The following is a 24,302-nucleotide window of genomic DNA, read 5'->3' on the forward strand; positions in this document are numbered from 1 at the left end:
ACCGACTGAGCTAACGACCCATCTTGTAAAACCAAATCAATCTACTGACTGACCTAACTACCCATCTGAACAGCTTTAAGTTTTAAACTGTTTACTGCTTTAGATGGTGGGTCGTGCAGGATTCGAACCTGCGACCAATTGATTAAAAGTCAACTGCTCTACCGACTGAGCTAACGACCCATCTTGTAAATCTTTTCTAACTAGTCACCGTTTCTTACCCTACGGGTTGAACCTGCGACCATTTTGTAAAACTCAATCAATCTACCGACTGAGCTAACGGTTCACCTAAAACTAAATTTCTTACTGTTTTGCGAGATTTTCGGTTAACCGTATTCTCGTATCAACGGCGGCTTATATTACTGATTTCTGACGAGGGTGCAATGATTTTTTTGCATAAAAAGATTGAATGCACATTTATCATACTGATAACCCCGAAATATTCGGCAATATCGCTTCGGGGCTAGGAATTAAAGTGCGCTTAGCTTTTTTTCAGCTAATTTAGAGCCCGCACTGTTTGGATATTGTTTCAACACCTGCTGGTAAACAGCTTTCGCTTTATCTTTTTGTCCTTTGTCTTGCATGATCAGCCCAACTTTATATAGAGCTTCACTGCTTTTTTGGGATTTTGGATATTGCTTCACTACCGTGGCAAAGTAGAATGCAGCGTCGTCCTTGCTACCTTTATTGTAGTTTAACTGCCCCAACCAATAGTTGGCGTTAGATTGATATCCTGACTTAGGATAGGCTTTAACAAAGCCTTGTAATGCACCGATAGCATCATCAATTTGAGCTTTTGACTTGCTTTCCATTGCGAGCTTAACCGCAGCATTGTAATCATCTTTCTCATTTCCACCTGTGTTAGCAGCTGCCGCTGGTGTATTTGAGGAAGATGATGTATTTGCTGAACTTGTATCAGGCGCATCACCTGAGTTAGCTGAATTGCCGCCACCCGCATTGTCTAATTGCATGTACAAATCTTTTTGGCGCTCGATGACTTGATTCAATTTGTATTCACTTTCTTGAATCTGACCACGTAACATATCGATATCACGTTGGTTATCAGCGAGTTGTTGTTGAATTTGATACAGAATTTGACCTTGAGAAGAAACTGCAGTCTCAAGTTGGGATAGACGGTCACCTGGAGAACCAGATCCGACATTGTTGATTGGCGCTTGGGCAATAGCGGCCCAAGGGGCCGCTACGCCAACCAATAACGACAGACCGACTAGTAAATGTCTGAAGTTACTGTTCATAATAGATAATTTCGCTTATCTATTAGTATGCAATGACTGCACGACGGTTTTTCGCGTAGTCTGCTTCAGTATGGCCTAACACAGCTGGTTTTTCTTTACCGTAAGAAACCAGTGAAACTTGGTCACCAGAAACACCTTTGCTTTGCAGGTACATTTTAACTGCATTAGCACGACGCTCGCCCAGTGCGATGTTGTATTCTGGAGTACCACGCTCATCCGCATGACCTTCAACAACAACACGTACAGATGGGTTGCTACGCAGGAATGCTGCGTGTGCATCTAACATATCAGCGTATTCTGGAGATACGTTGTATTTGTCAAAGCCAAAGTAAACAGTGTTGTTTTGTTGCAGCTGTTCCATTTGCTGACGTGCCAGCTCTTCCGCAGACAGACCAGTGTTAGTTTGGTTAGTAGAAGTATCTACGCCATCTTGGTCATTGTTTTTGTTAGAGCTACAAGCTGCGACTGCCATGATTGGTAACGCGATCATCAGCCCTTTAAGCACTTTATTCAGTTGCATCGTTTTGATCCTTAATATTTTTTGCCACACATTATTATTATGCATCACAGATACGGAGACCAGGCAGGGAATTTAACCTGTCCATCGGTCGCCGGAAGACGCGCTTTGAAACGCCCGTCGGTCGAAACTAGCTGCAATATAGTCCCCAAGCCTTGAGAGGAGCTATAAATTACCATAGTGCCGTTAGGTGCGATACTCGGCGTTTCATCTAGGAACGTTTTCGTTAAAAATTCAACGTTATTCGTTGCCAGATCTTGTTTGGCGACATGTTGCTGACCGCCGCCGGAGCTGACCATCACTAAGAAAGTACCATCCGGGCTAACGTCAGCGTCCTGATTTTGTGTTCCTTCCCAAGATACACGTGTCGGGCTGCCACCATTAATATTCATTTTATAAATCTGCGGACGTCCAGCCTGATCTGAAGTATAGACCAAAGTTTGGCTATCTGGCATCCAACTTGGCTCAGTATTATTACTGCGACCATCGGTTACCTGACGAATTTGCCCACTTGCTAAATCCATAACATATAAATTCAGGCTGCCTGTTTTAGACAGTGCAAATGCCAATTTTGTCCCATCAGGAGAGAATGCAGGTGCCCCATTATGACGTGGGAAAGATGCAACCTGACGAACCGCCCCTGAAGACAAGGTTTGAATGACAAGTGCTGAACTACCGCTTTCAAAAGTTACATACGCCAGTTTTTCACCATCTGGTGACCAAGCTGGCGACATTAAAGGTTCTGGTGAACGGTGAACCGTGAATTGGTTAAAACCGTCATAATCAGAAACTCGTAATTCATATGGATACTGACCGCCTTTGTTCACAACAACATATGCAATACGTGTACGGAATGCACCACGAATGCCTGTCAGTTTTTCAAAGACTTCATCACTTGCAGTGTGCGCCGCATAGCGTAACCACTCTTTAGTGACTTTAAATTGATTTTGAGATAATACAGCACCTGGGTTAGCGGCAACATCCACTAACTGATAGCTAACCACAAAACTACCATCTGCTGCTGGCTGTACTTGACCCACAACCACTGCATTAATGCCTAATGCAGTCCATGCATCAGGAATGACTTCCGATGCAGTGCCAGGTTGTTGAGGCATACGACTTGGCTCAATCGGGTTAAATTTCCCGCTATTACGTAAATCAGCACCTACGATTTGGCCAACTTCTTGTGGTGGCGCACCTGCACCAGACCATTTAAAAGGTACCACACCAATTGGTTGAGCTGAGTTTACACCTTCAGTGATCTCAATACGTATTTCAGCCTGAGCCACTGTCGCCCATAGCATTAGGAACCCTAAAACTACTTTAAAAGCCTGCTTCATTCTTATCTCCCTTATTGCGTATTATTTACCACCGCAATAATTCGCTGAATTTTAACAAAGGTATAATAACAAAACTAGATACCACGCAAACTATTTATGCTATTGCCATAAAATTTTCAATACAGATAGCTCTGAGTTATTGAAAATCAAGGTTTAAACACAACAGTGCTACCTGCTTTATTAAATGTATCATAGACCTCACGGCTAGGTGGTTTTGGCATTGTCGCAAGTTTCGCTGCTCTAATTGCCGCATCACATAACGCTGCATCATTGGTCGGGCTATTCTTTGGCGTAATACTCACCAATAATCCATCTGGAGCAAGTTTCAATTGTAGCTCACAGGTCCGCCCACGAAACGTATCCGAATCATAGAACTTGCTTTGAATCGCCGCTTTGACTTTCCCTGCATAACTGTCTACATCTGCATTAGAGGCCCCAGATTTTTTACCACCACCACTTCCTGCAGCAGCTTGGCCACCTTTTTTGCTTGGGCCTGATGCGGTTAAATCACCGAGTAAATCATCAACTGAAGCGGCATTTTTGGCAGCTTCCGCTTTGGCTTTCGCGGCTTTTGCTTTGGCTTCTTTGTCTGCTTTTTCTTTCGCTTCTTTATCTGCCTTGGCTTTAGCTTCTTTATCGGCTTTTACTTTGGCCTCATTTTCGGCTTTTTCTTTGGCTTCTTTTTCAGCTTTTTCTTTGGCTTCTTTTTCGGCTTTAGCTTTAGCGGCTTCGGCTTCTTTTTGCGCTTGAGCTTCGGCTTTGGCTTTTTCTGCCGCTTGCTCTTTAATTAACTTTTCTTTCTCTGCTTTTGCTTTTGCAGCCGCTTCTTCCGCAATTTTCTGCTCTTCCTTCGCTTTCTTCGCGGCATCTAACGCTTTTTTCTGTTGTTCCTCAGCTTGTTTTTGTTGCTCAGCTGTATCACGTTCAGTTTTAATCCGCTCTTCTTCCAGTTTTTGAAGGCGTTTTTGTTCCTTCTCTTGCTGTTCTCTTAGCTCAGCGTCTTGTTTCTGCTCTTGTTCTTTGCGCTCTTTAGCCGCTTGTCTGGCCATGTTTTGTTGTTTTTGCATTTCTTCATACTGCTCAACAACCACGCCAGGGTCGACCATCACCGCATCGATGACAGTCCCTTCTTCTCCGCCACCACCAAGTTTGACGACGGAAACTAAAGAGCCTATAACGATCAAACCAATCAACAGGACGTGCAGAACCACTGACATCACAAGTGACCGGTTTAAGTTATCTTTTTTCTCTTTTGTCTTTCCCACTCTGGTATCCAAAAAAAGATGTGTGACTTATTCAAACCACAACAACCCAGCCTAGATAGGCTGAGTCATCAAGCCGACAGATTTAATCCCTGCGCTGTGCAAAATGTTCAATGCTTTAATCACTTCTTCATAAGGCACTTCTTTTGCCCCCCCAATTAAGAAAATCGCTTTGGGATTTTTCGCTAATTGAGCTTTAGCTTCAGCTGCAATCTGTTCTGGTGGAAGCAATTCTAACACCTCGCCATCAAGGCGCATATTGTATTGCCCCACTCCCGATACTTCTAAAATAATCGGTGGGTTATCACTTGATGATACGGTTTGTGTATCAGTTGCATCCGGCAATTCAACTTCCACGCTTTGAGAAATAATGGGTGCAGTTGCCATAAAGATCAGCAAAAGTACCAATAATACATCCAGCAATGGAACAATGTTAATTTCGGATTTCAGCTCACGTCTGCGACTTGTGCGCGCCATTCGCTTATCTCCCCGTATTATTTCTTATCAGCAGAGAAGGCTTGACGATGCAAGATGGCTAAAAATTCTTCCATAAAGTTATCGTAGCTTTGTTCTAACTTGTTGACACGCTGGTTTAAACGGTTATACGCCATAACCGCTGGAATTGCGGCAAACAGACCAATTGCTGTCGCGATCAGTGCTTCTGCAATACCAGGTGCAACCATTTGCAATGTCGCTTGTTTAACCGCACCTAATGCAATAAATGCGTGCATGATCCCCCAAACCGTACCAAATAAACCAATATACGGGCTAATTGACCCGACGGTACCTAAGAATGGGATATGTGCCTCTACGGATTCTAATTCACGATTCATTGAAATACGCATTGCACGGGAAGCCCCTGTAACCACGGCATCAGGTGCATGAATATTCGCTTGATGTAAACGAACAAACTCTTTAAAACCTGAGTGGAAAATTTGTTCTGCGCCACTGAGTTCATCACGACGCGCTTGGCTTTCTTTATATAAGCGCGATAGCTCGATTCCTGACCAGAACTTATCCTCGAATGCCTCTGCTTCACGGCTAGCGGCATTTAAAATTTTGGTTCTTTGAATGATGATCGCCCATGATGCAATAGAAAAACCGATCAAAACGAACATAATAAGCTGAACCAAAAGGCTCGCTTTTAGGAATAAATCCAGGATATTCATGTCAGTCACTGTTTAAACTCCGCGACAATAGACTTAGGAAGCGCTGTAGGCTTCATTTTTGATGTGTCCACACAAGCAATTAGGGCATTAGCCCCACAAAGCAGGTTACCTTGCGAATCAACTAACCTTTGATGAAAGGTTAATGAGGCGCGTTTCATTTCAACGATTTGCGTCTCAACTTCCAACATATCATCCAACCGAGCGCCCTTCACAAAATCAATTGTCATGCTACGCACAACAAAGCCAAGGTTCTCAGCAAGCATACTTTGCTGATTGATCCCTTTATTTCGCAACATTTCTGTTCTAGCCCGCTCAAAAAAAGCTAAATAGCGCGCGTGATAAACCACACCGCCCGCATCTGTATCTTCATAATACACGCGAACAGGCCAGCGAAATAACATATCAACCACTCCGTCTTAGGTTAAATTCATTAACGGTGCCACTATACGCAAGACAGTGTCAGTTTGGAATCACTTTGAAAGTAAAGATATCAAAAATAATTATGGGTCCATTGACCCACAATTAGCAATTAGAATTATCTAAAGACTTGAAAAAGTCCCCAGATAAGAATGATGGCAGCTGGCAATGGGTGAAAAACGGCACGAAAGATAACTTTTTGAGGTTTAAAACCCACCCCAAAAATCATCGCTGTACAGGTTGCCCAAATTAATAACAAGCCTTGCCATATTTGGAAAGAACTGGTTTTGGCTGCGAACATAGTTGGATCCCACATTACCGCACCAGCTGTCACTAAAGCTAAAATAAGGATAAGGGCCCTTATCGGCCCCTTATCCAATAGCTGATAGGTTTTATCCACCAGCATTTACTTACTCACCATCTTTAGCGGCTTTAGAGTCTTCAGAGTGCTCTAACGCTAATGCTGCAATCACTGCAAAACTACAAGCTAACAGCGTGCCGAGGATCCAGGCGAAATACCACATAGTTATGCTCCTTAATACAGTGAGTGCTTGTTGCCTTCGATGAAGTTTTTGTCCAGACGACCAAACATTTTGTAGTAACACCATGCGGTGTATGCCAGTACGATTGGAACAAAGATAATAGCAACCACAGTCATCACTTGCAGAGTAAACAAGCTAGAAGTCGCATCCCACATGGTCAAGCTTGCATTTGGCATGATGCTTGAAGGCATGATGAATGGGAACATTGCTACACCACAAGTTAAAATGATACACGCGATTGTTAATGAAGAGCTGACAAACGCCCAACCATTTTTGTCTGCTTTACTAAACAGCATGGTTAATAATGGCAGTGCTAGACCCAGTGCAGGCAGAGCCCACAGGATTGGGTAGGTGTTGAAGTTAGTCAACCAAGCACCTGAAACAATCTCTACTGTTTTATTCAGTGGGTTTGACACTGCATGGTGATCAATCGCTGAAGTGATAACATAGCCATCGATTCCCATTACCAGCCAAACACCCGCACCTGCAAACGCTAACAGTGTAACTAGTGCACAAATATACGTTGTTTTACGCACACGGAGATACAGCTCGCCAGTCGTACGCATTTGCAGATAAGTTGCACCTTGGGTAACAATCATCATCAAACCAACAACACCGGCTAACAGACCATATGGGTTCAGCAGACCAAACAGGTTACCAGTATAAGTCAGGTACTGTTGGTTATCGATTTGCAGTGGAACACCCAGTAACAGGTTACCAAACGCAACACCGATAACTAATGGTGGAACGAAACCACCAATAAACAGACCCCAGTCCCACATGTTACGCCATTTTGGGTTCTCCAGTTTTGAACGGTAGTCGAAACCAACCGGACGGAAGAACAATGCCGCTAAGACCAAAATCATGGCGATATAGAAACCAGAGAATGATGCAGCATAGACTTGTGGCCATGCAGCAAACATCGCACCACCAGCTGTGATTAACCAAACTTGGTTACCATCCCAGTGCGGCGCAACGGCATTAATCATGATACGGCGTTCAGTATCTGTTTTACCTAAGATAGGTAATAAGAAGCCAACGCCCATGTCAAAGCCATCCGTGACAGCAAATCCAATCAGTAATACACCGATAAGGATCCACCACACAAACCGAAGAACTTCATAATCAAACATAAGTGGCTCCTATTTACTGAACGTCGTGTGCAGAAGTGTTTTTCTGTTCAAAGTGATAACGACCGGTTTTTAGGCTGCTAGGCCCTTTACGAGCGAATTTGAACATTAAGAACATTTCAGCAATTAAGAACAGTGTGTACAGACCACAGATCAGTACCATAGAGAAGATCAGGTCATGAGTTGTCAAATTAGAGTGTGCGACCGAAACAGGTAACACTTCACCAATTGCCCATGGCTGACGACCATATTCTGCAACGAACCAACCCGCTTCAATTGCAATCCATGGTAATGGGATACCAATCAAGGCGATACGTAACAGCAGTTTGCTTTGACCAATACGGTTGCGAACGACTGACAGGAATGCCCAGCTAATGATTAACAGTAACAGGAAGCCGACACCAACCATGATACGGAATGCCCAGAACAGAGGACCGACGTTCGGAATACTGTCTTTAACCGCTTTTTGAATCTGCGCTTCTGTTGCATCAACAACATTTGGTGCATATTGTTTTAACAGAAGACCGTAACCCAGATCTTTTTTGCTTGCTTCGAATGCTGCACGCAAATCAGGATCTTTGTTACCCGCTAAAAGCTCTTGTAACTGACCATATGCAACCATACCGTTACGGATACGAACTTCATGCTGTTTCATCAGGTCTTTCAGACCTAATACAGGCGTATCAATAGAACGAGTTGCAATGATACCCATCGCCCAAGGAATCGAGATAGCAAATTTGTTTTCTTGCTTCTCAGTATCTGGCCAAGCGATTAAGTTAAACGCAGCTGGTGGAGCATGGGTTTCCCACTCGGCTTCAACAGCAGCTAATTTGGTTTTTTGAACGTCACCCATTTCGTAACCTGATTCATCACCAAGAACGATAACAGACAGAACGGCAGCAATACCAAAACTTGCAGCAATTGCAAAAGAACGTTTAGCAAAAGCAACATCACGACCTTTAAGCAGGTAGTAAGAGCTAATACCAAGGATAAACATTGCACCGGTACAATAACCCGCAGCAACTGTGTGGACAAACTTAACCTGCGCAACTGGGTTTAAGACTAGCTCAGAGAAGCTAACCATTTCCATACGCATTGTTTCGAAGTTGAAATCAGCAGCGATTGGGTTTTGCATCCAACCATTCGCAACCAAGATCCACAAAGCAGAGAAGTTAGAACCTAAAGCAACTAACCATGTTACAGCTAGATGTTGTTTTTTGCTTAAACGATCCCAACCAAAGAAGAATAAACCGACAAACGTTGATTCTAGGAAGAACGCCATCAGACCTTCGATTGCAAGAGGTGCACCGAAGATATCTCCAACATAGTGCGCGTAGTAAGACCAGTTAGTACCAAATTGGAACTCCATGGTCAGACCCGTTGCAACACCCAGAGCAAAGTTAATACCAAATAACTTACCCCAGAACTTAGTCATATCTTTATAAATTTGCTTGCCAGACAGCACATATACCGTTTCCATGATCGCAAGCAAAAACGCCATACCGAGCGTTAATGGTACGAACAGGAAGTGATACATCGCAGTTAAGGCAAACTGTAATCGTGACAGTTCGACAATATCAAACATCTTGACTCCTTGCTCCTAGCAGGAAGACACCGACTTGCGGCAACCCAGCTTCCAAATTATGTTTTTAGAAAGCCTCTTAACTACCAGCAAAAAATGCCTCAAAACAACAAATAATTAACAAAATTAAAAGAACGAACGTTACTATAATAATAGTACGCCTATCTTCACACACAATAAACTTCTTTTACGTGACTCAGATTTGAATTCTGAATTTACATCAATAATTATACTCTTTAATAGAAAACCGAGTATTTGATCGAGCACCAATTTAAGCAATTTAACAGAATAAAGCTAGTTCCAATGAATTGATTTACGTCAATTTTTTTCACCTTGTTAATTGTTCTGAGTCTCAGTCAATTAATAGTTATTTACTTGTTAATGCACTGTTATTGGTATTGATATAAATGTACTTAATTTTCCCAAAGATTAACAAAAAAATATAATCTTTGTATTAAGGTCTCTAAAAAAGAATATTTAATTTGTAATAGTATCTTATTTTAAAGTTATTATGAATTTTATTAATATACGAATCTAACTCAACTAAATTCCTATATTCAGATAATTCATTCCTCCTAAAAGTTATAAAATTGATGTGCCGCAATTTCGCTATTTTTTGCATAAAGTGCGAACGATAGCCTCACAATCCATCAATGCACACAACAGTTAACCCCAATCCCCCATGACAGAGCCTATGAACGCATTTTTTAAGTATAGACACTCTTTTTTAGAAAACCTTATAAGTGGTACAGAAATTCTGTTAAGTCTTTGTATCTAGCCTTACGACAAGCAAAAAAAACCCGTACTCAAACAAGCACGGGCTTTTGTCTCTTACAGTTGCTAGTTTCCTAGCGGGTCATTTACTTATTCAGTAATGATTTAACGGCATCACCGATGTCTGCAAGGCTACGAACGGTTTTCACGCCCGCCGCTTCTAATGCAGCAAATTTTTCATCTGCGGTACCTTTACCGCCAGCGATAATTGCACCAGCGTGCCCCATACGTTTGCCTTTCGGCGCAGTCACACCTGCGATGTAACCAACAACGGGTTTAGTCACGTGCTCTTTAATATAAGCTGCCGCTTCTTCTTCTGCGTTACCACCGATTTCACCGATCATGACAATCGCTTCAGTTTGTGGGTCAGCTTGGAATAATTTCAAGATATCAATGAAGTTAGAACCTGGGATTGGGTCACCACCGATACCAACACAAGTAGATTGACCTAAGCCTGCATCTGTCGTTTGTTTAACCGCTTCATAAGTCAGTGTACCTGAACGTGAAACGATACCGACTTTACCTGGTAAGTGAATGTGGCCAGGTTGGATACCAATCTTACATTGACCTGGAGTGATAACACCTGGACAGTTTGGACCAATCATGCGAACGCCAGCTTCGTCTAATTTCACTTTCACCGTCAGCATATCCAGTGTTGGGATACCTTCAGTGATAGTGATGATCAGTTTAATGCCTGCATCGATAGCTTCTAAGATAGAATCTTTACAAAATGGCGCTGGAACGTAGATAACAGAAGCGGTTGCACCCGTTGCTTCAACGGCTTCACGCACAGTGTTAAATACTGGCAGGCCAAGGTGAGTTGTGCCACCTTTACCTGGAGTCACACCACCAACCATTTGTGTTCCATAAGCAATTGCTTGTTCTGAGTGGAATGTACCTTGACCACCGGTGAAACCTTGGCAAATTACTTTGGTGTTTTTATCGATTAAAATAGACATTATTTAGCCTCCGCTGCTGCTACTGCTTTTTTAGCTGCGTCAGTCAGGCTGTTTGCAGCGATAATGTTCAAGCCGCTGTCTGCCAGTTTCTTAGCACCTAACTCAGCATTGTTACCTTCTAAACGCACAACTACTGGTACATTTACACCAACTTCTTCAACTGCACCAATGATGCCGTCTGCAATCAGGTCGCAACGAACGATACCACCAAAGATGTTAACGAAAACCGCTTTCACGTTTTCATCAGAAAGGATGATTTTAAATGCTTCAGTAACACGCTCTTTTGTTGCGCCGCCGCCAACGTCTAAGAAGTTAGCAGGTGCACCGCCGTGCAGTTTAACGATGTCCATGGTACCCATTGCGAGGCCTGCACCGTTAACCATACAACCGATATTGCCATCTAGTGCAACGTAGTTCAGTTCCCACTGAGCCGCTTGTGCTTCACGCGCATCTTCTTGAGATTCGTCACGCAGTTCACGGATTTCAGGTTGACGGTATAATGCGTTACTGTCGATGCCTAATTTACCATCTAAACACACTAAATCACCTGCTGTGCTGATAACCAGAGGGTTGATTTCGGCTAATGCTAAATCACGCTCAAGGAACAGTGTCGCCAGACCCATGAAAATTTTCGCGAATTGGCTAACTTGTTTGCCCGTTAAGCCTAATTTGAACGCTAATTCACGGCCTTGGAAAGGCATTGGGCCTGTCAGTGGGTCGATAATGGCTTTGTGGATCAATTCTGGTGTTTCTTCAGCAACTTTCTCAATTTCCACACCACCTTCAGTCGATGCCATGAAAACAACGCGACGAGTGCTACGGTCAACAACCGCACCTAAATATAATTCTTTCGCAATGTCAGTCGCCGTTTCGACCAAAATTTGGTTAACTGGCTGGCCGTTTGCATCTGTTTGATAGGTAACTAAATTTTTACCTAACCAGTTTTCTGCGAAAGCTTTAACTTCGTTGATATCGCTAGTAACTTTAACGCCGCCAGCTTTACCGCGTCCACCTGCGTGAACTTGGCATTTAATTACCCATGGGCCGTTGCCAATTTTTTTCGCAGCATCGACGGTTTCAGCGACTGATGAACAGGCATAACCTGTTGGTGCAGGCATCCCATAACGTGCAAACAACTGTTTTGCCTGGTACTCGTGTAAATTCATGATGTTCTATCCATAATTGAGTCTGAAGAGGCGTTTATTCGCCTCCTGCAATTGTTACTGATTTAGCAACCCGCGAACGGGCTGCATCGGTTACTTCAGACCGGGCAGGTTGTTCCCTACCCTGTTATGTTGCTATACGTCCAGCAGTAAACGAGTTGGATCTTCCAGCATATCTTTGATAGCGACTAAGAAGCCGACTGACTCGCTACCATCGATTAAGCGGTGGTCATAAGACAGCGCTAAGTACATCATAGGAAGAATCTCTACCTTACCATTTACAGCCATAGGGCGGTCTTTAATGGCATGCATGCCTAAAATTGCGCTCTGTGGTGGGTTAATGATAGGTGTAGACATCAGAGAACCAAATACGCCACCATTAGTAATAGTGAAGTTACCGCCGCTTAAGTCTTCAACAGTTAATTTACCGTCACGACCTTTAACAGCCAGTTCTTTAATTTTCTTCTCGATATCCGCCATGCTCATTGCATCAACATCGCGCAGCACTGGGGTGACCAGGCCACGAGGCGTTGATACTGCGATGCTGATATCAAAATAGTTATGGTAAACCACATCGCTGCCATCGATAGAAGCGTTCACTTCTGGATAGCGTTTCAGTGCTTCAACCGCAGCTTTTACATAGAAAGACATAAAGCCTAAACGTACACCGTGACGTTTTTCGAACGCTTCGCCATACTGTTTACGTAAGTCTTTGATTGGTTGCATGTTGATTTCGTTAAACGTGGTCAACATTGCTGTGGTGTTTTTCGCTTCTAACAGACGCTCAGCGATACGTTTACGTAAACGTGTCATTGGAACACGTTTTTCGCTACGGTGTGCCAAAGGAGCCTGTGGTGCAGCTGGTGCAGATGCTGCTGGCGCTGCAGATTTGTTTGCTGCTAAGTGTTTTTCAACATCTTCGCGCGTTAAACGACCGCCAACACCAGTACCTTTAATATCCGCAGGGTTCAGGTCATGCTCTGCAATCAGGCGACGAATTGCTGGGCTCAGCGCATCGTTGCTTTCGGTTTCCAGACTTGCAGTTTGACGTTGTGCTGGTGTTGCTTCTTGTGATTCTTTCACTTCTGCTGGGATGCCAGTGCTGTCACCCAAACGAATACGACCTAACAGTTGTTTAGATAATACCGTTGCGCCTTCGTCTTCTACAATAGCTTCTAATACGCCAGCTTCGCTCGCAGGCACTTCCAGTACCACTTTATCTGTTTCGATCTCAACCAGGACTTCATCACGCTGAACACTGTCACCTGGTTTTTTATGCCATGTGGCAACCGTAGCATCGGCAACGGACTCAGGAAGATCGGGAACAAGAATTTCTACGCTACTCATTTTCTATCCTTTAATTATTCAATGTTCAAAGCGTCATTTACCAGAGCTTTTTGTTGCTCTTGGTGTACGGACGTATAGCCAACTGCTGGAGATGAAGAAGCAGCTCGACCTGCATAACGTAAAGTTGCCCCTGCAGGGATAGCTTCACGGAAATTATGTTGACTGCAATACCAAGCACCTTGGTTTAATGGCTCTTCTTGGCACCATACAAAGTCTTTCACATGGCTAAATTGCGACAACGCTTTTTGGATATCATCGTGTGGGAACGGATACAGCTGCTCAATACGAACGATAGCCACGTCAGTTTGTTCATTTTTACGACGTTGTTCTAACAGATCGTAATAGACTTTCCCTGAACACATAACGACGCGTTTCACATTTTTCGGATTGATTTCATCGATTTCACCGATAACAGGTTCAAATGTACCATTTGCCAGTTCTTCCATGCTAGACACCGCTAATGGATGACGTAGCAGGGATTTTGGTGACATCACAATCAGAGGACGACGCATGCCACGTAAGGCTTGGCGGCGTAACATGTGATAAACCTGAGCAGGTGTTGACGGCACACACACTTGCATGTTTTGGTCAGCACACAGTTGTAGGTAACGTTCTAAACGTGCAGATGAGTGCTCTGGGCCCTGACCTTCATAACCATGAGGCAGTAACATCACCAGACCACACATACGACCCCATTTTTGCTCACCAGAGCTAATAAATTGGTCGATAACCACTTGCGCACAGTTCGCGAAGTCACCAAATTGTGCTTCCCAAATGGTTAAAGCACGAGGTTCAGTGGTTGCATAGCCGTATTCGAATGCCAATACCGCATTTTCAGTCAGAACAGAATCCCAAACGTTAAATACGCCTTGGCCGTTATGAATGTTTTGCAGTGGAACGTAGACAGAACCGTTAGTTTGGTTGTGAATAACCGCATGACGATGGAAGAAGGTTCCGCGGCCGGCATCTTCACCCGATAAACGCACTGGAATGCCTTCATCAACTAACGTTGCATACGCTAAAGTCTCGGCAGCACCCCAGTCGAGTAATTTCTCGCCTTTCGCCATTTCTGCGCGATCCGCATAGATTTTCTCAACACGAGATTGCGCGACAACGCCTTCAGGGATAGTGCTGACTTTAACAGCCAGATCCGTTAAACGTTTGATATCAACTGTTGATTTGTAGGATGCATCCCATTCGTGGTTCAGATATGGTGCCCATGTGTATGAGTTCAGCCCCATTTCACGGTACTCTTCAACCACGCAGTTACCCGCATCTAACGCATCGCGGTACAGGTTAACCATTTCCGTCACATCATTTGCACTCAATACGTTTTCTGCAATTAAGCGGTCTGCGTAGATTTTACGTGGCGTTGGGTGCTGTTTGATTTTTTGGTACATCACAGGCTGAGTTGCACTTGGCTCATCGGCTTCGTTATGACCATGACGGCGATAACAGACTAAATCGATCATCACATCGCGTTTAAAGGTATTACGGAAATCCAGCGCTAAACGTGTGACAAATGAAACCGCCTCTGGGTCATCTGCATTCACGTGGAAAATTGGCGCCTGAACCATCTTCACAATGTCAGTACAGTATTCAGTTGAACGAGTATCTTTAGGGTTAGAAGTGGTGAAACCAATTTGGTTGTTAATGACGATACGCATGGTACCGCCCACTTCATAACCACGTGCTTGAGACATGTTCAGGGTTTCTTGCACAACACCTTGGCCAGTCACTGCGGAGTCACCGTGAATGGTGATTGGCAGAACCATGTTGCTGCGACCTTCATCTAAACGGTCACGACGAGCGCGTACAGAACCGATGACCACTGGGCTAACGATTTCAAGGTGCGATGGGTTAAATGCCAGCGCTAAGTGAACACGTGAACCTGCGGTTTCGAAGTCAGAAGAGAAGCCTTGGTGATATTTAACGTCGCCCGCACTTGAATGATCTTTATGTTTACCTGCGAATTCATCAAATAATTCGCCTGGTTTTTTACCTAAGATATTAACCAGTACGTTTAAACGACCACGGTGCGCCATACCAAGAACAACTTCGCGAGTATCTTGTTTGCCAGCATGGTGGATTAAGTCTTTCAGCATTGGGATCAGTGAATCACCACCTTCCAATGAGAAACGTTTTGCACCTGGGAATTTAGCCCCGATGTAACGCTCAAGACCTTCAGCCGCAGTTAACTCAGACAGGAAACGTTTTTTCTCATCCGCAGAGAAAATTTTAGACACATCAACAGACTCAAGGCGTTGTTGAATCCAACGTTTTTCTTCTGTATTCGTGATGTGCATATATTCCGCACCGATTGAACCGCAGTAAATGCGTTTCAGGTTGTCATATAGCTCGCTGAGTTTCATGGTTTCTTTGCCGATAGCAAAAGAACCGACGTTGAAGGTTTCGTTGAAATCTTCTTTCGTTAAGTTATGAAACGCTGGGTCCAAATCTGGAACAGATTCACGTTTCCAAAGCCCTAACGGGTCAAGGTTAGCATTTTGGTGTCCGCGAAAGCGGAATGCATTAATTAACTGCAAAACTTTAACTTGTTTTGCGTCGATAGCTGGATCGCTAACAGAGGTGTGATAACGTGTAGAGTCTTTTGCTAAGCGACGGAAGTAATCGCGCGCTTGGGAGTGGAATTGCTCACCGCTAGTGCCGAGGGCTGCACCAGGTAGTTGCTCAAAAATGGCTTTCCACTCGGCATCGACAGAGTTAGGGTCAGTCAGATAATCTTCATAGAGCTGTTCTATATATGTCTGGTTCGCGCCTGCCAGAAAGCTTGAATCCAGCCAGTCCTTCATTACGCCGTTCTGCATTGTGATCCCTTAAGCTTTATAAGCTTTAGTTTTCGCCGTGGTTAACTAATCGTCGCATTTAAGCGACCTCGATAAAGGTTCTCTTGGACGTGCTTTATGCATGTTCTCTCTTTGGGAGGCCCTTTATCAGTAAGGGTTTCCCTTTTAAGGAACCTTTAAAAACTGGCTACGGTTTTTAAAGGCCCCTAAGATTACGCTTTCGTCTTCTTCATCTTTTGCAGTTGGCTATTTTTTTTACTTTTTACTGTTGCTTTTGTTACGTTCACTTTTTTGCGCTTTTGTTGTTACAACGTTTTTATTTAATGCTACGTTTTATTGATGACAATGTTACTTTCTGATGACCTTTAAGGATATTTGGTTTTCGCGCTTTTGTGACCTTAAGCGCTATTTAAATCAAAATCTTGAATTTACTTTACGCTTTATTTTTAACTTATGTTTTTATTTCGTGCTATTTTCACTTTAGCCCGCAGTACCAAGGCACTGCGGGTTAAATTTAGCTATTAAGCGCTATGCTTTAGCAACATAGATTTAATATGACCAATAGCTTTTGTTGGATTTAGTCCTTTAGGGCATACATTGACACAATTCATGATGCTATGACAGCGGAAAACACTGAAAGCGTCGTTCAGATCATCTAATCGAGAATCGGTTTCAGTATCACGGCTATCAATCAAGAAACGATACGCCGCTAACAGGCCTGCTGGACCAATAAATTTGTCCGGATTCCACCAGAAAGATGGGCAAGAAGTCGAACAACATGCACACAAGATGCACTCGTATAAACCATCGAGTTTTTCACGTTGTGCAGGAGTTTGTAAATTCTCACGCGCTGGCGGATTTTTGTTATCGTTAATCAGATATGGACGGATTTTTTCGTATTGAGTGTAGAACTGAGTCATGTCGATGATCAGGTCACGCACAACAGGCAGACCTGGCAACGGACGAATGACAATTTTCTTCCCACCACGAATTAAAGCAGACAATGGCGTGATACAAGCCAAGCCGTTTTTACCGTTCATGTTCAGACCATCAGAACCACATACCCCTTCACGGCAAGAACGGCGGAAGGATAATGTTGGGTCTTGCTCTTTGATTTGGATTAACGCATCCAGCAACATCATGTCACGCCCTTCTGGCACTTCTAGCGTGTAATCTTGCATACGTGGTGCGTTGTCCACATCAGGATTGTAGCGATAAATCGAAAATTGTAATTTCATAGTTTATTTCTCCGCAACTGGATTAACACCACGCATTAGTAGGTACGAATTTTCGGTGGGAAGGCTTCACGCAATTTTGGTTGCATGTTGACTTCACGACGCGTCATCGTTTCAGATTGCGGTAAATACAATGAGTGACATAACCAATTCGCATCATCACGCTCTGGATAGTCAAAGCGGCTATGCGCCCCACGACTTTCTGTACGGAAGTTTGCTGCTTGTGCAGTTGCATAAGCGGTTTCCATCAGGTTATCCAATTCTAAACATTCGATACGCTGCGTATTAAACTCCGTTGACGTATCATCAAGGCGTGCATTTTGCAGGCGTTCGCGAATCACTTTTAGTTCTTCTAAACCTTTCGCCATTGCATCACCTTCACGGAATACTGAGAAGTTATGCTGCATACAGGTTTGCAGTGCTTTACGGATTTCGGTTGGATCTTCGCCTGTGCGTGCACCTTCCCAACGATTAAAGCGAGTCATTGCTGCATCGATGTCAGACTCAGAAGCATCACGCATTGAACCTTGTTCCATGATGGATTCTTTCAGGTGCAGACCCGCAGAGCGACCGAATACCACTAAGTCAAGCAGTGAGTTACCGCCTAAGCGGTTAGCGCCGTGTACTGATACACAAGCAATTTCACCAACAGCAAACAGACCTGGAATAACTTCATCTTCGCCTTTTTCATTATAGCGAATCGCTTGGCCAGTAACTTTCGTTGGAATACCGCCCATCATGTAGTGGCATGTTGGAATAACTGGGATTGGCTCTTTTATTGGGTCAACGTGCGCAAAGGTACGTGATAACTCAAGGATACCCGGTAAACGTGATTCCAGAACCTCTTTCCCTAAGTGGTCCAATTTCAGCTTAGCATGTGGCCCCCAAGGACCATCACAACCACGGCCTTCACGAATTTCAATCATGATTGAACGTGCAACAACATCACGACCTGCGAGGTCTTTCGCGTTTGGTGCGTAACGCTCCATGAAGCGCTCACCGTCTTTATTCAGCAAGTAACCACCTTCACCACGGCAACCTTCAGTGACCAGAACCCCAGCCCCTGCAATACCCGTTGGGTGGAATTGCCACATTTCCATATCTTGTAGTGGCACACCAGCACGCGCAGCCATCCCCACACCATCACCTGTATTGATATGGGCATTGGTGGTTGATTGGTAAATACGGCCTGCACCACCTGTTGCCAGGATGGTGGCTTTCGCTTTGAAGTAAACGAGTTCGCCTGTTTCCATACAAATTGCAGTACAACCTACAATATCGCCATCTTGGTTTTTAACTAAATCAAGGGCATACCACTCAGAAAAAATGGTGGTGTGGTTTTTTAAGTTCTGCTGATACAGCGTATGTAATAGTGCGTGCCCTGTACGGTCAGCTGCGGCTGCAGTACGCGCGGCTTGCTCGCCACCAAAGTTTTTAGATTGGCCACCAAATGGACGTTGATAAATGCTTCCATCATCAAGGCGCGAGAAAGGTAACCCCATATGTTCTAATTCGAGGATAGCTTCTGGGCCTGTCTTACACATATATTCGATAGCGTCTTGGTCACCGATGTAGTCAGAACCTTTTACGGTATCGTACATGTGCCATTCCCAGTTATCAGGGTGCGTGTTACCTAATGCAACCGTGATACCACCTTGCGCGGATACAGTGTGAGAACGGGTTGGAAAGACTTTTGACAGAAGTGCACAAGATAGGCCCATCTGTGAAATTTGAAGTGCTGCGCGCATACCTGCACCGCCAGCACCGATAACGATAGCGTCAAACTCTCTGATTGGCAGATTCATTTTATGCACCCCACACAACAATTGTTCCGTAAATTAAATAAGCCAACAGACCTACAATGATAGCCAGTTGCAGCACTAAGCGAATTGCCAGCGGCTTAACATAGTCAGTCAGCACTTGCCACATGCCAATCCATGCATGCACAAGAATCGAGAACAAAGTGAGGATAGTGAATACTTTCGTCACAGAGGAGGCAAAGAAACCGCGCCAGACTTCATAGGTAATGTCATTAATCGCAACAAAACCAACAATGTAGAGTACGTAGAGTGCAATGATAATCGCAGAGCCACGGATTAACAGCCAGTCCTGGATACCAGTACGGCCTAAAGCTGATGCATTACTTACCATACTAAGATCCCCGCCAGAATTGCCAGAATTACGGTAATAACAAATGTAATTTTTGCAGATGAGTTACCAGCAGCAAGGGTTTCATCAACACAGCCGAAATCCATTAACATATGACGGATACCACCACAAATATGGTAAGCCAATGCAGTCAGGATGCCCCAAAGAATGAACTTAGCAAAAAAGCCAGTCATTATTTCAGACGCGTATTGAAAACCTTCTGGAGAGGAGAGAGATGTCCCTAACAACCAAAGCAGAATACCAACTGCGATGAGAGTAATGACGCCAGAGACACGGTGCAAGATCGAAGATATTGCAGTGATCGGGAAGTGAATCGTCTGCAAATCAAGGTTGACAGGTCTTTGTTTTTTCACAATTTTGCCCACACAGCTCTTTATTATTTTCCATCCTCCGGACCTGGGGTGGAAATCAGACAGCGACAGGGGTACAAAATGCAACTTAACACAAACTCTAATCCATCATGTTTAAATAAAGTTGCATGCTGATCACGCTGGGAACTCCTACTACAGGGTAATCCGGAGACCTGCCGCTAGTATAAAGTCTTCACAATGCCATTACAATTCCCACACAAAATGTTTGGAGACATTTAGCCCGAACAGTGAGAAGGATCACGATTTAAACATTTTGTATAAATGTGCTTATGTTATTTGACAATGATTCAACATTTATCTTACATATAGGTCTAGCAGAATTATCTTAACGGTGTGGTTGACACTTCACCGTAAAAATAAAAACGTAAATGTTGCAATGTTAGATACTCCACAATTTGAACTATGATGGGTATTAATAACAAAAGTTATGAAAGTTGTTCCTCTTACCACAAATAATGATATTGTAGGGAAAACAACAAAAAGAACATAACATCTACACACTCATAAACAACCTAATTACATTGTCGTCGGTCGTCAGATTTCAGGTTTTATGTGATAGCGAGCTGATTTCCAAAGCATACCGGTAGAACAATGCACGAAGACACAGTATAACGCTGGGTTTCTGGGTTGTTGGGTGTCGATTATCAAGCGCTAAGGAGACCGTAAATGGCTGATAACAAAGCTAAGCTAATGACTGGTAGTGCGGGTGACATTGAACTCGATATTTTAAGCCCTACGATTGGTCAAGACGTTATCGATGTCCGAACTTTAGGTTCAAAAGGGTTCTTTACCTACGACCCTGGTTTTACTTCTACTGCATCCTGTGAATCAAAAATCACCTATATTGATGGTGATAAAGGTATTCTACTGCACCGTGGTTTCCCTATCGACCAACTCGCAACTGAAGCCTCTTATCTCGAAGTCTGTTATATCCTGCTGTACGGTGAAGCACCGACTCAAGAACAATACGACGTATTTAAAAATACGGTGACTCGCCATACCATGATCCATGAGCAAATTACACGCATGCTTAATGGTTTCCGCCGTGACTCACATCCAATGGCTGTATTATGTGGTGTAACAGGTGCTCTGGCGGCGTTCTATCACGATGCGTTAGATGTTAATAACCCTCGTCACCGTGAAATTACGGCTTATCGTTTACTGTCCAAAATGCCAACTGTTGCAGCAATGTGTTATAAATATTCAATTGGCCAACCTTTTGTTTATCCACGTAATGATCTGTCATACGCGGGTAACTTCTTGCACATGATGTTCTCTACGCCATGTGAAGAATATACGGTAAATCCAGTTCTTGAACGTGCAATGGATCGCATTTTAATTCTGCACGCTGACCACGAACAAAATGCATCAACGTCAACCGTACGTACTGCGGGTTCATCGGGTGCAAACCCATTTGCTTGTATCGCAGCGGGTATCGCGTCTCTATGGGGGCCTGCACACGGTGGTGCTAACGAAGCTTGCTTACGCATGCTGGAAGAAATTCAGACTGTTGAGCACATTCCTGCGTTTATCGAACGTGCGAAAGACAAAAATGACTCTTTCCGACTGATGGGCTTTGGTCACCGCGTCTACAAAAACCACGACCCACGTGCCACTGTAATGCGTGAAACTTGCCATGAAGTTCTAAATGTACTGGGCTTGAACGACAGCTTACTGGAAGTCGCAATGGAACTGGAGCGTATTGCACTGAACGACCCGTACTTCATTGAGAAGAAACTGTACCCGAACGTTGACTTCTATTCAGGTATCATCTTGAAAGCAATGGGTATTCCATCTTCCATGTTTACTGTGATCTTCGCCATTGCGCGTACTATTGGTTGGATTGCACACTGGAACGAAATGCATGATGACGGCCTGAAGATTGCACGTCCTCGCCAGCTGTATACCGGCTATGACAAACGTGAATTCAACTCTGAATTAGCAAAAAAATAATATTTCGATAAATTCCAATCCCTACGTAAAGCAAGACCTTGATTTTTCAAGGTCTTTTTTGTTTATATAACCACAACATTTCCTACTGTTGATACTCTCTTGGTGTCATTCCGCTCATTTTACGAAAAAAACTAATAAACGCGCTGTCACTGGTAAGTCCAAGTTCTTGAGTAATAAAGTGATATGGCTTTTCTTGTGCTAATAATTCAATCGCTTTAATAAACCGCCATTGTTGGCGCCATGACTGATATGTCATGCCTGTTTCTTTCAAAAAAACACGCGTTATTGTCTTTTCACTCGCACCAACAATTTGAGCAAGTTGGCTCAAATTCGGGGGTAATTGCTCGATATCCAGGTGTTTCAAGCGCCTATCTTGCGGTAAAGAAAGCAAAGTGGGTTCAGTTGTCGCAGCTTGTAGCTCATCAATAAAAACAGGTAATAAATTGGCTAACCTTCCCGTTTGCCAATCACTGTCAAAAGGAGAGATAGCAATACGCTCTAATAACTCCCTTAACAGCGGCGAAATACTCAAAATGACCACTTCGTTTCCGACTTTTTGGGCATATTCTTCACTGAGATAAATTGACCGGTACCCCACTGATGCACGCATTTGTGCGCGATGGCGAACATATGGTGGGATCCACGCAACCCTACCAGGAGGAAGCAAAGAGAGGCGCTTTTCGAGGGATATACGAATGCACCCTTGCTGAGTAAACAAAAGCTGCCCCATTTCATGGGTATGCGTGCCAGAATCGTGCTGCCCCATCTGCGCAGCAATTCCTAAAACAGGGGCCGGATACCAATGTGTTTGAAACTCATCCGTTTGATTTAACCATGCCATAAATGTCCTTTTTTTGATATTTATAGTCTTTATTATTGTAATAAGACATCAAAATTACCACTAAACTGCCCACCATTAAAGGTTTAGACCGTTATTTTTTATTACACAGGGTAGGAAAATGAATATGAAACACTCTCTTTCATTATGGCTGGCTGTGGCCTTAATGATGTTCCCACAAATTGTAGAAACCATCTACAGCCCTGCACTGACGGACATTGCGAGCGCTTTTTCTGTCAATGCAGAACAAGCTTCACAGACGCTTTCTCTCTATTTCTTTGCTTTTGCATTGGGCGTTGTATTTTGGGGTAGAACCTGTGACACAGTTGGCCGCCGTCCAACGATTTTAGCGGGTTTACTGGTTTATGGGATTGCCTCAATTGGTGCCTTACTCATTAGTCAATTTTACTTATTGCTACTGCTACGGATGTTAGCCGCCTTTGGTGCCGCTGTGGGTTCAATTGGTACACAAACTGCAATGCGTGATAGTTATCAAGGTCATGAATTAGCTAGAGTTTTTTCAGTCATGGGCGTCGCATTAGCCATTAGCCCTGCATTAGGTATGTTATCGGGTGCGGGCCTCGTTAGTTTGGGAGGTTATCGTGGTGTTTTTATTGGTTTAGCTATTTTAGCTGTCGTACTTTTACTGTGGTCAATATATCGATTACCTGAAACACGCCCAGAAAATGTGATCAAAGTCCCATTTGTTGAGACATTTTTACGGATGATCACGGATAAAGAGATTATTAGAAATGTGATCTTGATAGCATTTTTCAACATTAATTTATTTAGCTATTATCAGCTGGCTCCTTTCAGTTTTGAACAATTAATGCTCACTCAACAACAGTTTGGCCTCACGGGAATTTTATTGGCGCTTGGTGTGGGTTTAGGATCGATGATTAACCGTCATTTATTGGCTAAAAAACACACATCTGAGCAACTTGTTAAGCTATCAAGTGTCATTTCGTTGGTCAGCAGCTGTGCAGTTTTTGCTCTTATGGACTCTGTTTGGTTTGTTTTACCTGTTATTGGCGTCGTGATTGGCTATGGTATTGCAATCCCGAACATTCTTGCTCACGCCTTAAACCGTTATAGCGACCGAAAAGGCACTGCAGGCGCAATTTTAGGATTACTTTATTATATTGGACTCGCTATCGGGCTGGTGGTTGCAGGTTGGAGCCAACACTTAGGTTTAGTGCTCACTATTTCAAGTGTAGTTCTCGCTCTTGCATCATTACGCTATCGAGTTTATACGAGTTAAGTTATTGTTTTACTAAACACATAATTTTCTAAATAGTTTGTGTTGTGGCTAGGCAGCAAAAGAGTGAAGCCAACAACTCAGTGATTAAAAAATGACGAAGGTCAGATAAAGATTTAATTCTCTAAATAGTTCGAGTTGTGGCTAGGCGGCAAATAAGGATAGCTTGGGGAGCATACATAAGTATGTGACCCAAGTAGCCGAGTGAAGCCAACA

The 24,302-nt window shown here is 43.6% G+C and carries 22 protein-coding genes and 1 tRNA gene; 2 read left to right on the forward strand and 21 right to left on the reverse strand.

Annotated features, from left to right (window positions below):
• Positions 1-104: 104 nt before the first annotated feature.
• The 20 genes from AABS66_RS20985 to sdhC form a co-directional block, all read right to left on the reverse strand.
• Positions 105-180: transfer RNA gene (locus AABS66_RS20985), tRNA-Lys, on the reverse strand.
• A 287-nt stretch (positions 181-467) separates the two neighbouring features.
• On the reverse strand, positions 468-1,253 hold the full coding sequence (gene cpoB, locus AABS66_RS20990; RefSeq protein ID WP_272539980.1) for a cell division protein CpoB: 786 nt from the start codon (positions 1,251-1,253) through the stop codon (positions 468-470).
• 22 nt (positions 1,254-1,275) lie between these two features.
• The gene (gene pal, locus AABS66_RS20995) at positions 1,276-1,773 is read right to left on the reverse strand and encodes a peptidoglycan-associated lipoprotein Pal (protein ID WP_047756402.1); all 498 of its coding nucleotides are present in this window, start codon (positions 1,771-1,773) and stop codon (positions 1,276-1,278) included.
• Positions 1,774-1,817: 44 nt separating this feature from the next.
• Positions 1,818-3,110 carry a Tol-Pal system beta propeller repeat protein TolB gene (gene tolB, locus AABS66_RS21000; RefSeq protein ID WP_206085310.1) on the reverse strand — a complete coding sequence of 431 codons (1,293 nt, stop codon included), beginning with the start codon at positions 3,108-3,110 and terminating at the stop codon, positions 1,818-1,820.
• 146 nt (positions 3,111-3,256) lie between these two features.
• Complete coding sequence (gene tolA, locus AABS66_RS21005; RefSeq protein WP_430225430.1) at positions 3,257-4,375, reverse strand: cell envelope integrity protein TolA; 1,119 nt, start codon at positions 4,373-4,375, stop codon at positions 3,257-3,259.
• A 51-nt stretch (positions 4,376-4,426) separates the two neighbouring features.
• Positions 4,427-4,849, reverse strand: a complete 423-nt coding sequence (tolR, locus tag AABS66_RS21010) for a colicin uptake protein TolR (protein ID WP_047756399.1) — start codon at positions 4,847-4,849, stop codon at positions 4,427-4,429.
• A gap of 17 nt (positions 4,850-4,866) precedes the next feature.
• Positions 4,867-5,550, reverse strand: a complete 684-nt coding sequence (gene tolQ / locus AABS66_RS21015) for a Tol-Pal system protein TolQ (RefSeq protein ID WP_206085308.1) — start codon at positions 5,548-5,550, stop codon at positions 4,867-4,869.
• On the reverse strand, positions 5,547-5,951 hold the full coding sequence (gene ybgC / locus AABS66_RS21020) for a tol-pal system-associated acyl-CoA thioesterase (RefSeq protein WP_206085307.1): 405 nt from the start codon (positions 5,949-5,951) through the stop codon (positions 5,547-5,549). Before ybgC ends, tolQ begins: the two co-directional genes overlap by 4 nt.
• Positions 5,952-6,076: 125 nt before the next feature.
• Complete coding sequence (gene ybgE, locus AABS66_RS21025; RefSeq protein WP_206085306.1) at positions 6,077-6,364, reverse strand: cyd operon protein YbgE; 288 nt, start codon at positions 6,362-6,364, stop codon at positions 6,077-6,079.
• Between the two features lie 4 nt (positions 6,365-6,368).
• Entirely contained in the window at positions 6,369-6,482 is a 114-nt protein-coding gene (gene cydX, locus AABS66_RS21030) for a cytochrome bd-I oxidase subunit CydX (protein ID WP_004909083.1), read from the reverse strand.
• A gap of 11 nt (positions 6,483-6,493) precedes the next feature.
• Positions 6,494-7,633, reverse strand: a complete 1,140-nt coding sequence (gene cydB / locus AABS66_RS21035) for a cytochrome d ubiquinol oxidase subunit II (protein ID WP_206085305.1) — start codon at positions 7,631-7,633, stop codon at positions 6,494-6,496.
• A 13-nt stretch (positions 7,634-7,646) separates the two neighbouring features.
• Positions 7,647-9,215, reverse strand: coding sequence for a cytochrome ubiquinol oxidase subunit I (gene cydA / locus AABS66_RS21040; protein ID WP_206085304.1), 1,569 nt, complete (start codon positions 9,213-9,215; stop codon positions 7,647-7,649).
• 857 nt (positions 9,216-10,072) lie between these two features.
• Positions 10,073-10,945, reverse strand: a complete 873-nt coding sequence (sucD, locus tag AABS66_RS21045) for a succinate--CoA ligase subunit alpha (protein WP_206085303.1) — start codon at positions 10,943-10,945, stop codon at positions 10,073-10,075.
• A complete protein-coding gene (sucC, locus tag AABS66_RS21050; protein ID WP_206085302.1) occupies positions 10,945-12,111 on the reverse strand; it encodes an ADP-forming succinate--CoA ligase subunit beta in 1,167 nt (388 codons plus the stop codon). The genes sucD and sucC overlap by 1 nt, the downstream gene beginning before the upstream one ends.
• Before the next feature lie 132 nt (positions 12,112-12,243).
• Positions 12,244-13,455: a 2-oxoglutarate dehydrogenase complex dihydrolipoyllysine-residue succinyltransferase gene (gene odhB, locus AABS66_RS21055; RefSeq protein WP_206085301.1), complete on the reverse strand. Its 1,212-nt coding sequence runs from the start codon at positions 13,453-13,455 to the stop codon at positions 12,244-12,246.
• A gap of 14 nt (positions 13,456-13,469) precedes the next feature.
• Positions 13,470-16,283 carry a 2-oxoglutarate dehydrogenase E1 component gene (gene sucA, locus AABS66_RS21060; protein WP_206085300.1) on the reverse strand — a complete coding sequence of 938 codons (2,814 nt, stop codon included), beginning with the start codon at positions 16,281-16,283 and terminating at the stop codon, positions 13,470-13,472.
• A 500-nt stretch (positions 16,284-16,783) separates the two neighbouring features.
• Positions 16,784-17,500, reverse strand: a complete 717-nt coding sequence (locus AABS66_RS21065) for a succinate dehydrogenase iron-sulfur subunit (RefSeq protein ID WP_004256824.1) — start codon at positions 17,498-17,500, stop codon at positions 16,784-16,786.
• Positions 17,501-17,535: 35 nt separating this feature from the next.
• A complete protein-coding gene (gene sdhA / locus AABS66_RS21070; protein WP_047756339.1) occupies positions 17,536-19,302 on the reverse strand; it encodes a succinate dehydrogenase flavoprotein subunit in 1,767 nt (588 codons plus the stop codon).
• 1 nt (position 19,303) lies between these two features.
• Complete coding sequence (gene sdhD / locus AABS66_RS21075; protein WP_047756338.1) at positions 19,304-19,648, reverse strand: succinate dehydrogenase membrane anchor subunit; 345 nt, start codon at positions 19,646-19,648, stop codon at positions 19,304-19,306.
• Positions 19,642-20,031: a succinate dehydrogenase cytochrome b556 subunit gene (sdhC, locus tag AABS66_RS21080; protein WP_004909059.1), complete on the reverse strand. Its 390-nt coding sequence runs from the start codon at positions 20,029-20,031 to the stop codon at positions 19,642-19,644. Before sdhC ends, sdhD begins: the two co-directional genes overlap by 7 nt.
• Before the next feature lie 672 nt (positions 20,032-20,703).
• Between sdhC and AABS66_RS21085 the strand changes: the two genes are divergently transcribed.
• On the forward strand, positions 20,704-21,990 hold the full coding sequence (locus tag AABS66_RS21085) for a citrate synthase (RefSeq protein WP_430225431.1): 1,287 nt from the start codon (positions 20,704-20,706) through the stop codon (positions 21,988-21,990).
• 82 nt (positions 21,991-22,072) lie between these two features.
• Here AABS66_RS21085 and AABS66_RS21090 read toward each other — a convergent pair whose 3' ends face one another.
• Entirely contained in the window at positions 22,073-22,831 is a 759-nt protein-coding gene (locus AABS66_RS21090) for an AraC family transcriptional regulator (protein ID WP_206085298.1), read from the reverse strand.
• Positions 22,832-22,955: 124 nt separating this feature from the next.
• Between AABS66_RS21090 and AABS66_RS21095 the strand changes: the two genes are divergently transcribed.
• Complete coding sequence (locus tag AABS66_RS21095) at positions 22,956-24,089, forward strand: multidrug effflux MFS transporter (RefSeq protein WP_430225432.1); 1,134 nt, start codon at positions 22,956-22,958, stop codon at positions 24,087-24,089.
• Positions 24,090-24,302 lie beyond the last annotated feature (213 nt).

This window comes from Providencia sp. SP181 (assembly GCF_050446505.1).
Lineage (GTDB): Bacteria > Pseudomonadota > Gammaproteobacteria > Enterobacterales > Enterobacteriaceae > Providencia > Providencia vermicola.

Excerpts from the sequence above, each read along its gene's own strand:
- cpoB (WP_272539980.1), bottom strand. The coding sequence starts at position 1,253 with ATGAACAGTAACTTCAGACATTTACTAGTCGGTCTGTCGTTATTGGTT.
- pal (WP_047756402.1), bottom strand. The coding sequence starts at position 1,773 with ATGCAACTGAATAAAGTGCTTAAAGGGCTGATGATCGCGTTACCAATC.
- tolB (WP_206085310.1), bottom strand. The coding sequence starts at position 3,110 with ATGAAGCAGGCTTTTAAAGTAGTTTTAGGGTTCCTAATGCTATGGGCG.
- tolR (WP_047756399.1), bottom strand. The coding sequence starts at position 4,849 with ATGGCGCGCACAAGTCGCAGACGTGAGCTGAAATCCGAAATTAACATT.
- ybgE (WP_206085306.1), bottom strand. The coding sequence starts at position 6,364 with ATGCTGGTGGATAAAACCTATCAGCTATTGGATAAGGGGCCGATAAGG.
- cydX (WP_004909083.1), bottom strand. The coding sequence starts at position 6,482 with ATGTGGTATTTCGCCTGGATCCTCGGCACGCTGTTAGCTTGTAGTTTT.
- cydB (WP_206085305.1), bottom strand. The coding sequence starts at position 7,633 with ATGTTTGATTATGAAGTTCTTCGGTTTGTGTGGTGGATCCTTATCGGT.
- cydA (WP_206085304.1), bottom strand. The coding sequence starts at position 9,215 with ATGTTTGATATTGTCGAACTGTCACGATTACAGTTTGCCTTAACTGCG.
- sucD (WP_206085303.1), bottom strand. The coding sequence starts at position 10,945 with ATGTCTATTTTAATCGATAAAAACACCAAAGTAATTTGCCAAGGTTTC.
- sucC (WP_206085302.1), bottom strand. The coding sequence starts at position 12,111 with ATGAATTTACACGAGTACCAGGCAAAACAGTTGTTTGCACGTTATGGG.
- odhB (WP_206085301.1), bottom strand. The coding sequence starts at position 13,455 with ATGAGTAGCGTAGAAATTCTTGTTCCCGATCTTCCTGAGTCCGTTGCC.
- sucA (WP_206085300.1), bottom strand. The coding sequence starts at position 16,283 with ATGCAGAACGGCGTAATGAAGGACTGGCTGGATTCAAGCTTTCTGGCA.
- AABS66_RS21065 (WP_004256824.1), bottom strand. The coding sequence starts at position 17,500 with ATGAAATTACAATTTTCGATTTATCGCTACAATCCTGATGTGGACAAC.
- sdhA (WP_047756339.1), bottom strand. The coding sequence starts at position 19,302 with ATGAATCTGCCAATCAGAGAGTTTGACGCTATCGTTATCGGTGCTGGC.
- sdhD (WP_047756338.1), bottom strand. The coding sequence starts at position 19,648 with ATGGTAAGTAATGCATCAGCTTTAGGCCGTACTGGTATCCAGGACTGG.
- AABS66_RS21085 (WP_430225431.1), top strand. The coding sequence starts at position 20,704 with ATGGCTGATAACAAAGCTAAGCTAATGACTGGTAGTGCGGGTGACATT.
- AABS66_RS21090 (WP_206085298.1), bottom strand. The coding sequence starts at position 22,831 with ATGGCATGGTTAAATCAAACGGATGAGTTTCAAACACATTGGTATCCG.
- AABS66_RS21095 (WP_430225432.1), top strand. The coding sequence starts at position 22,956 with ATGAAACACTCTCTTTCATTATGGCTGGCTGTGGCCTTAATGATGTTC.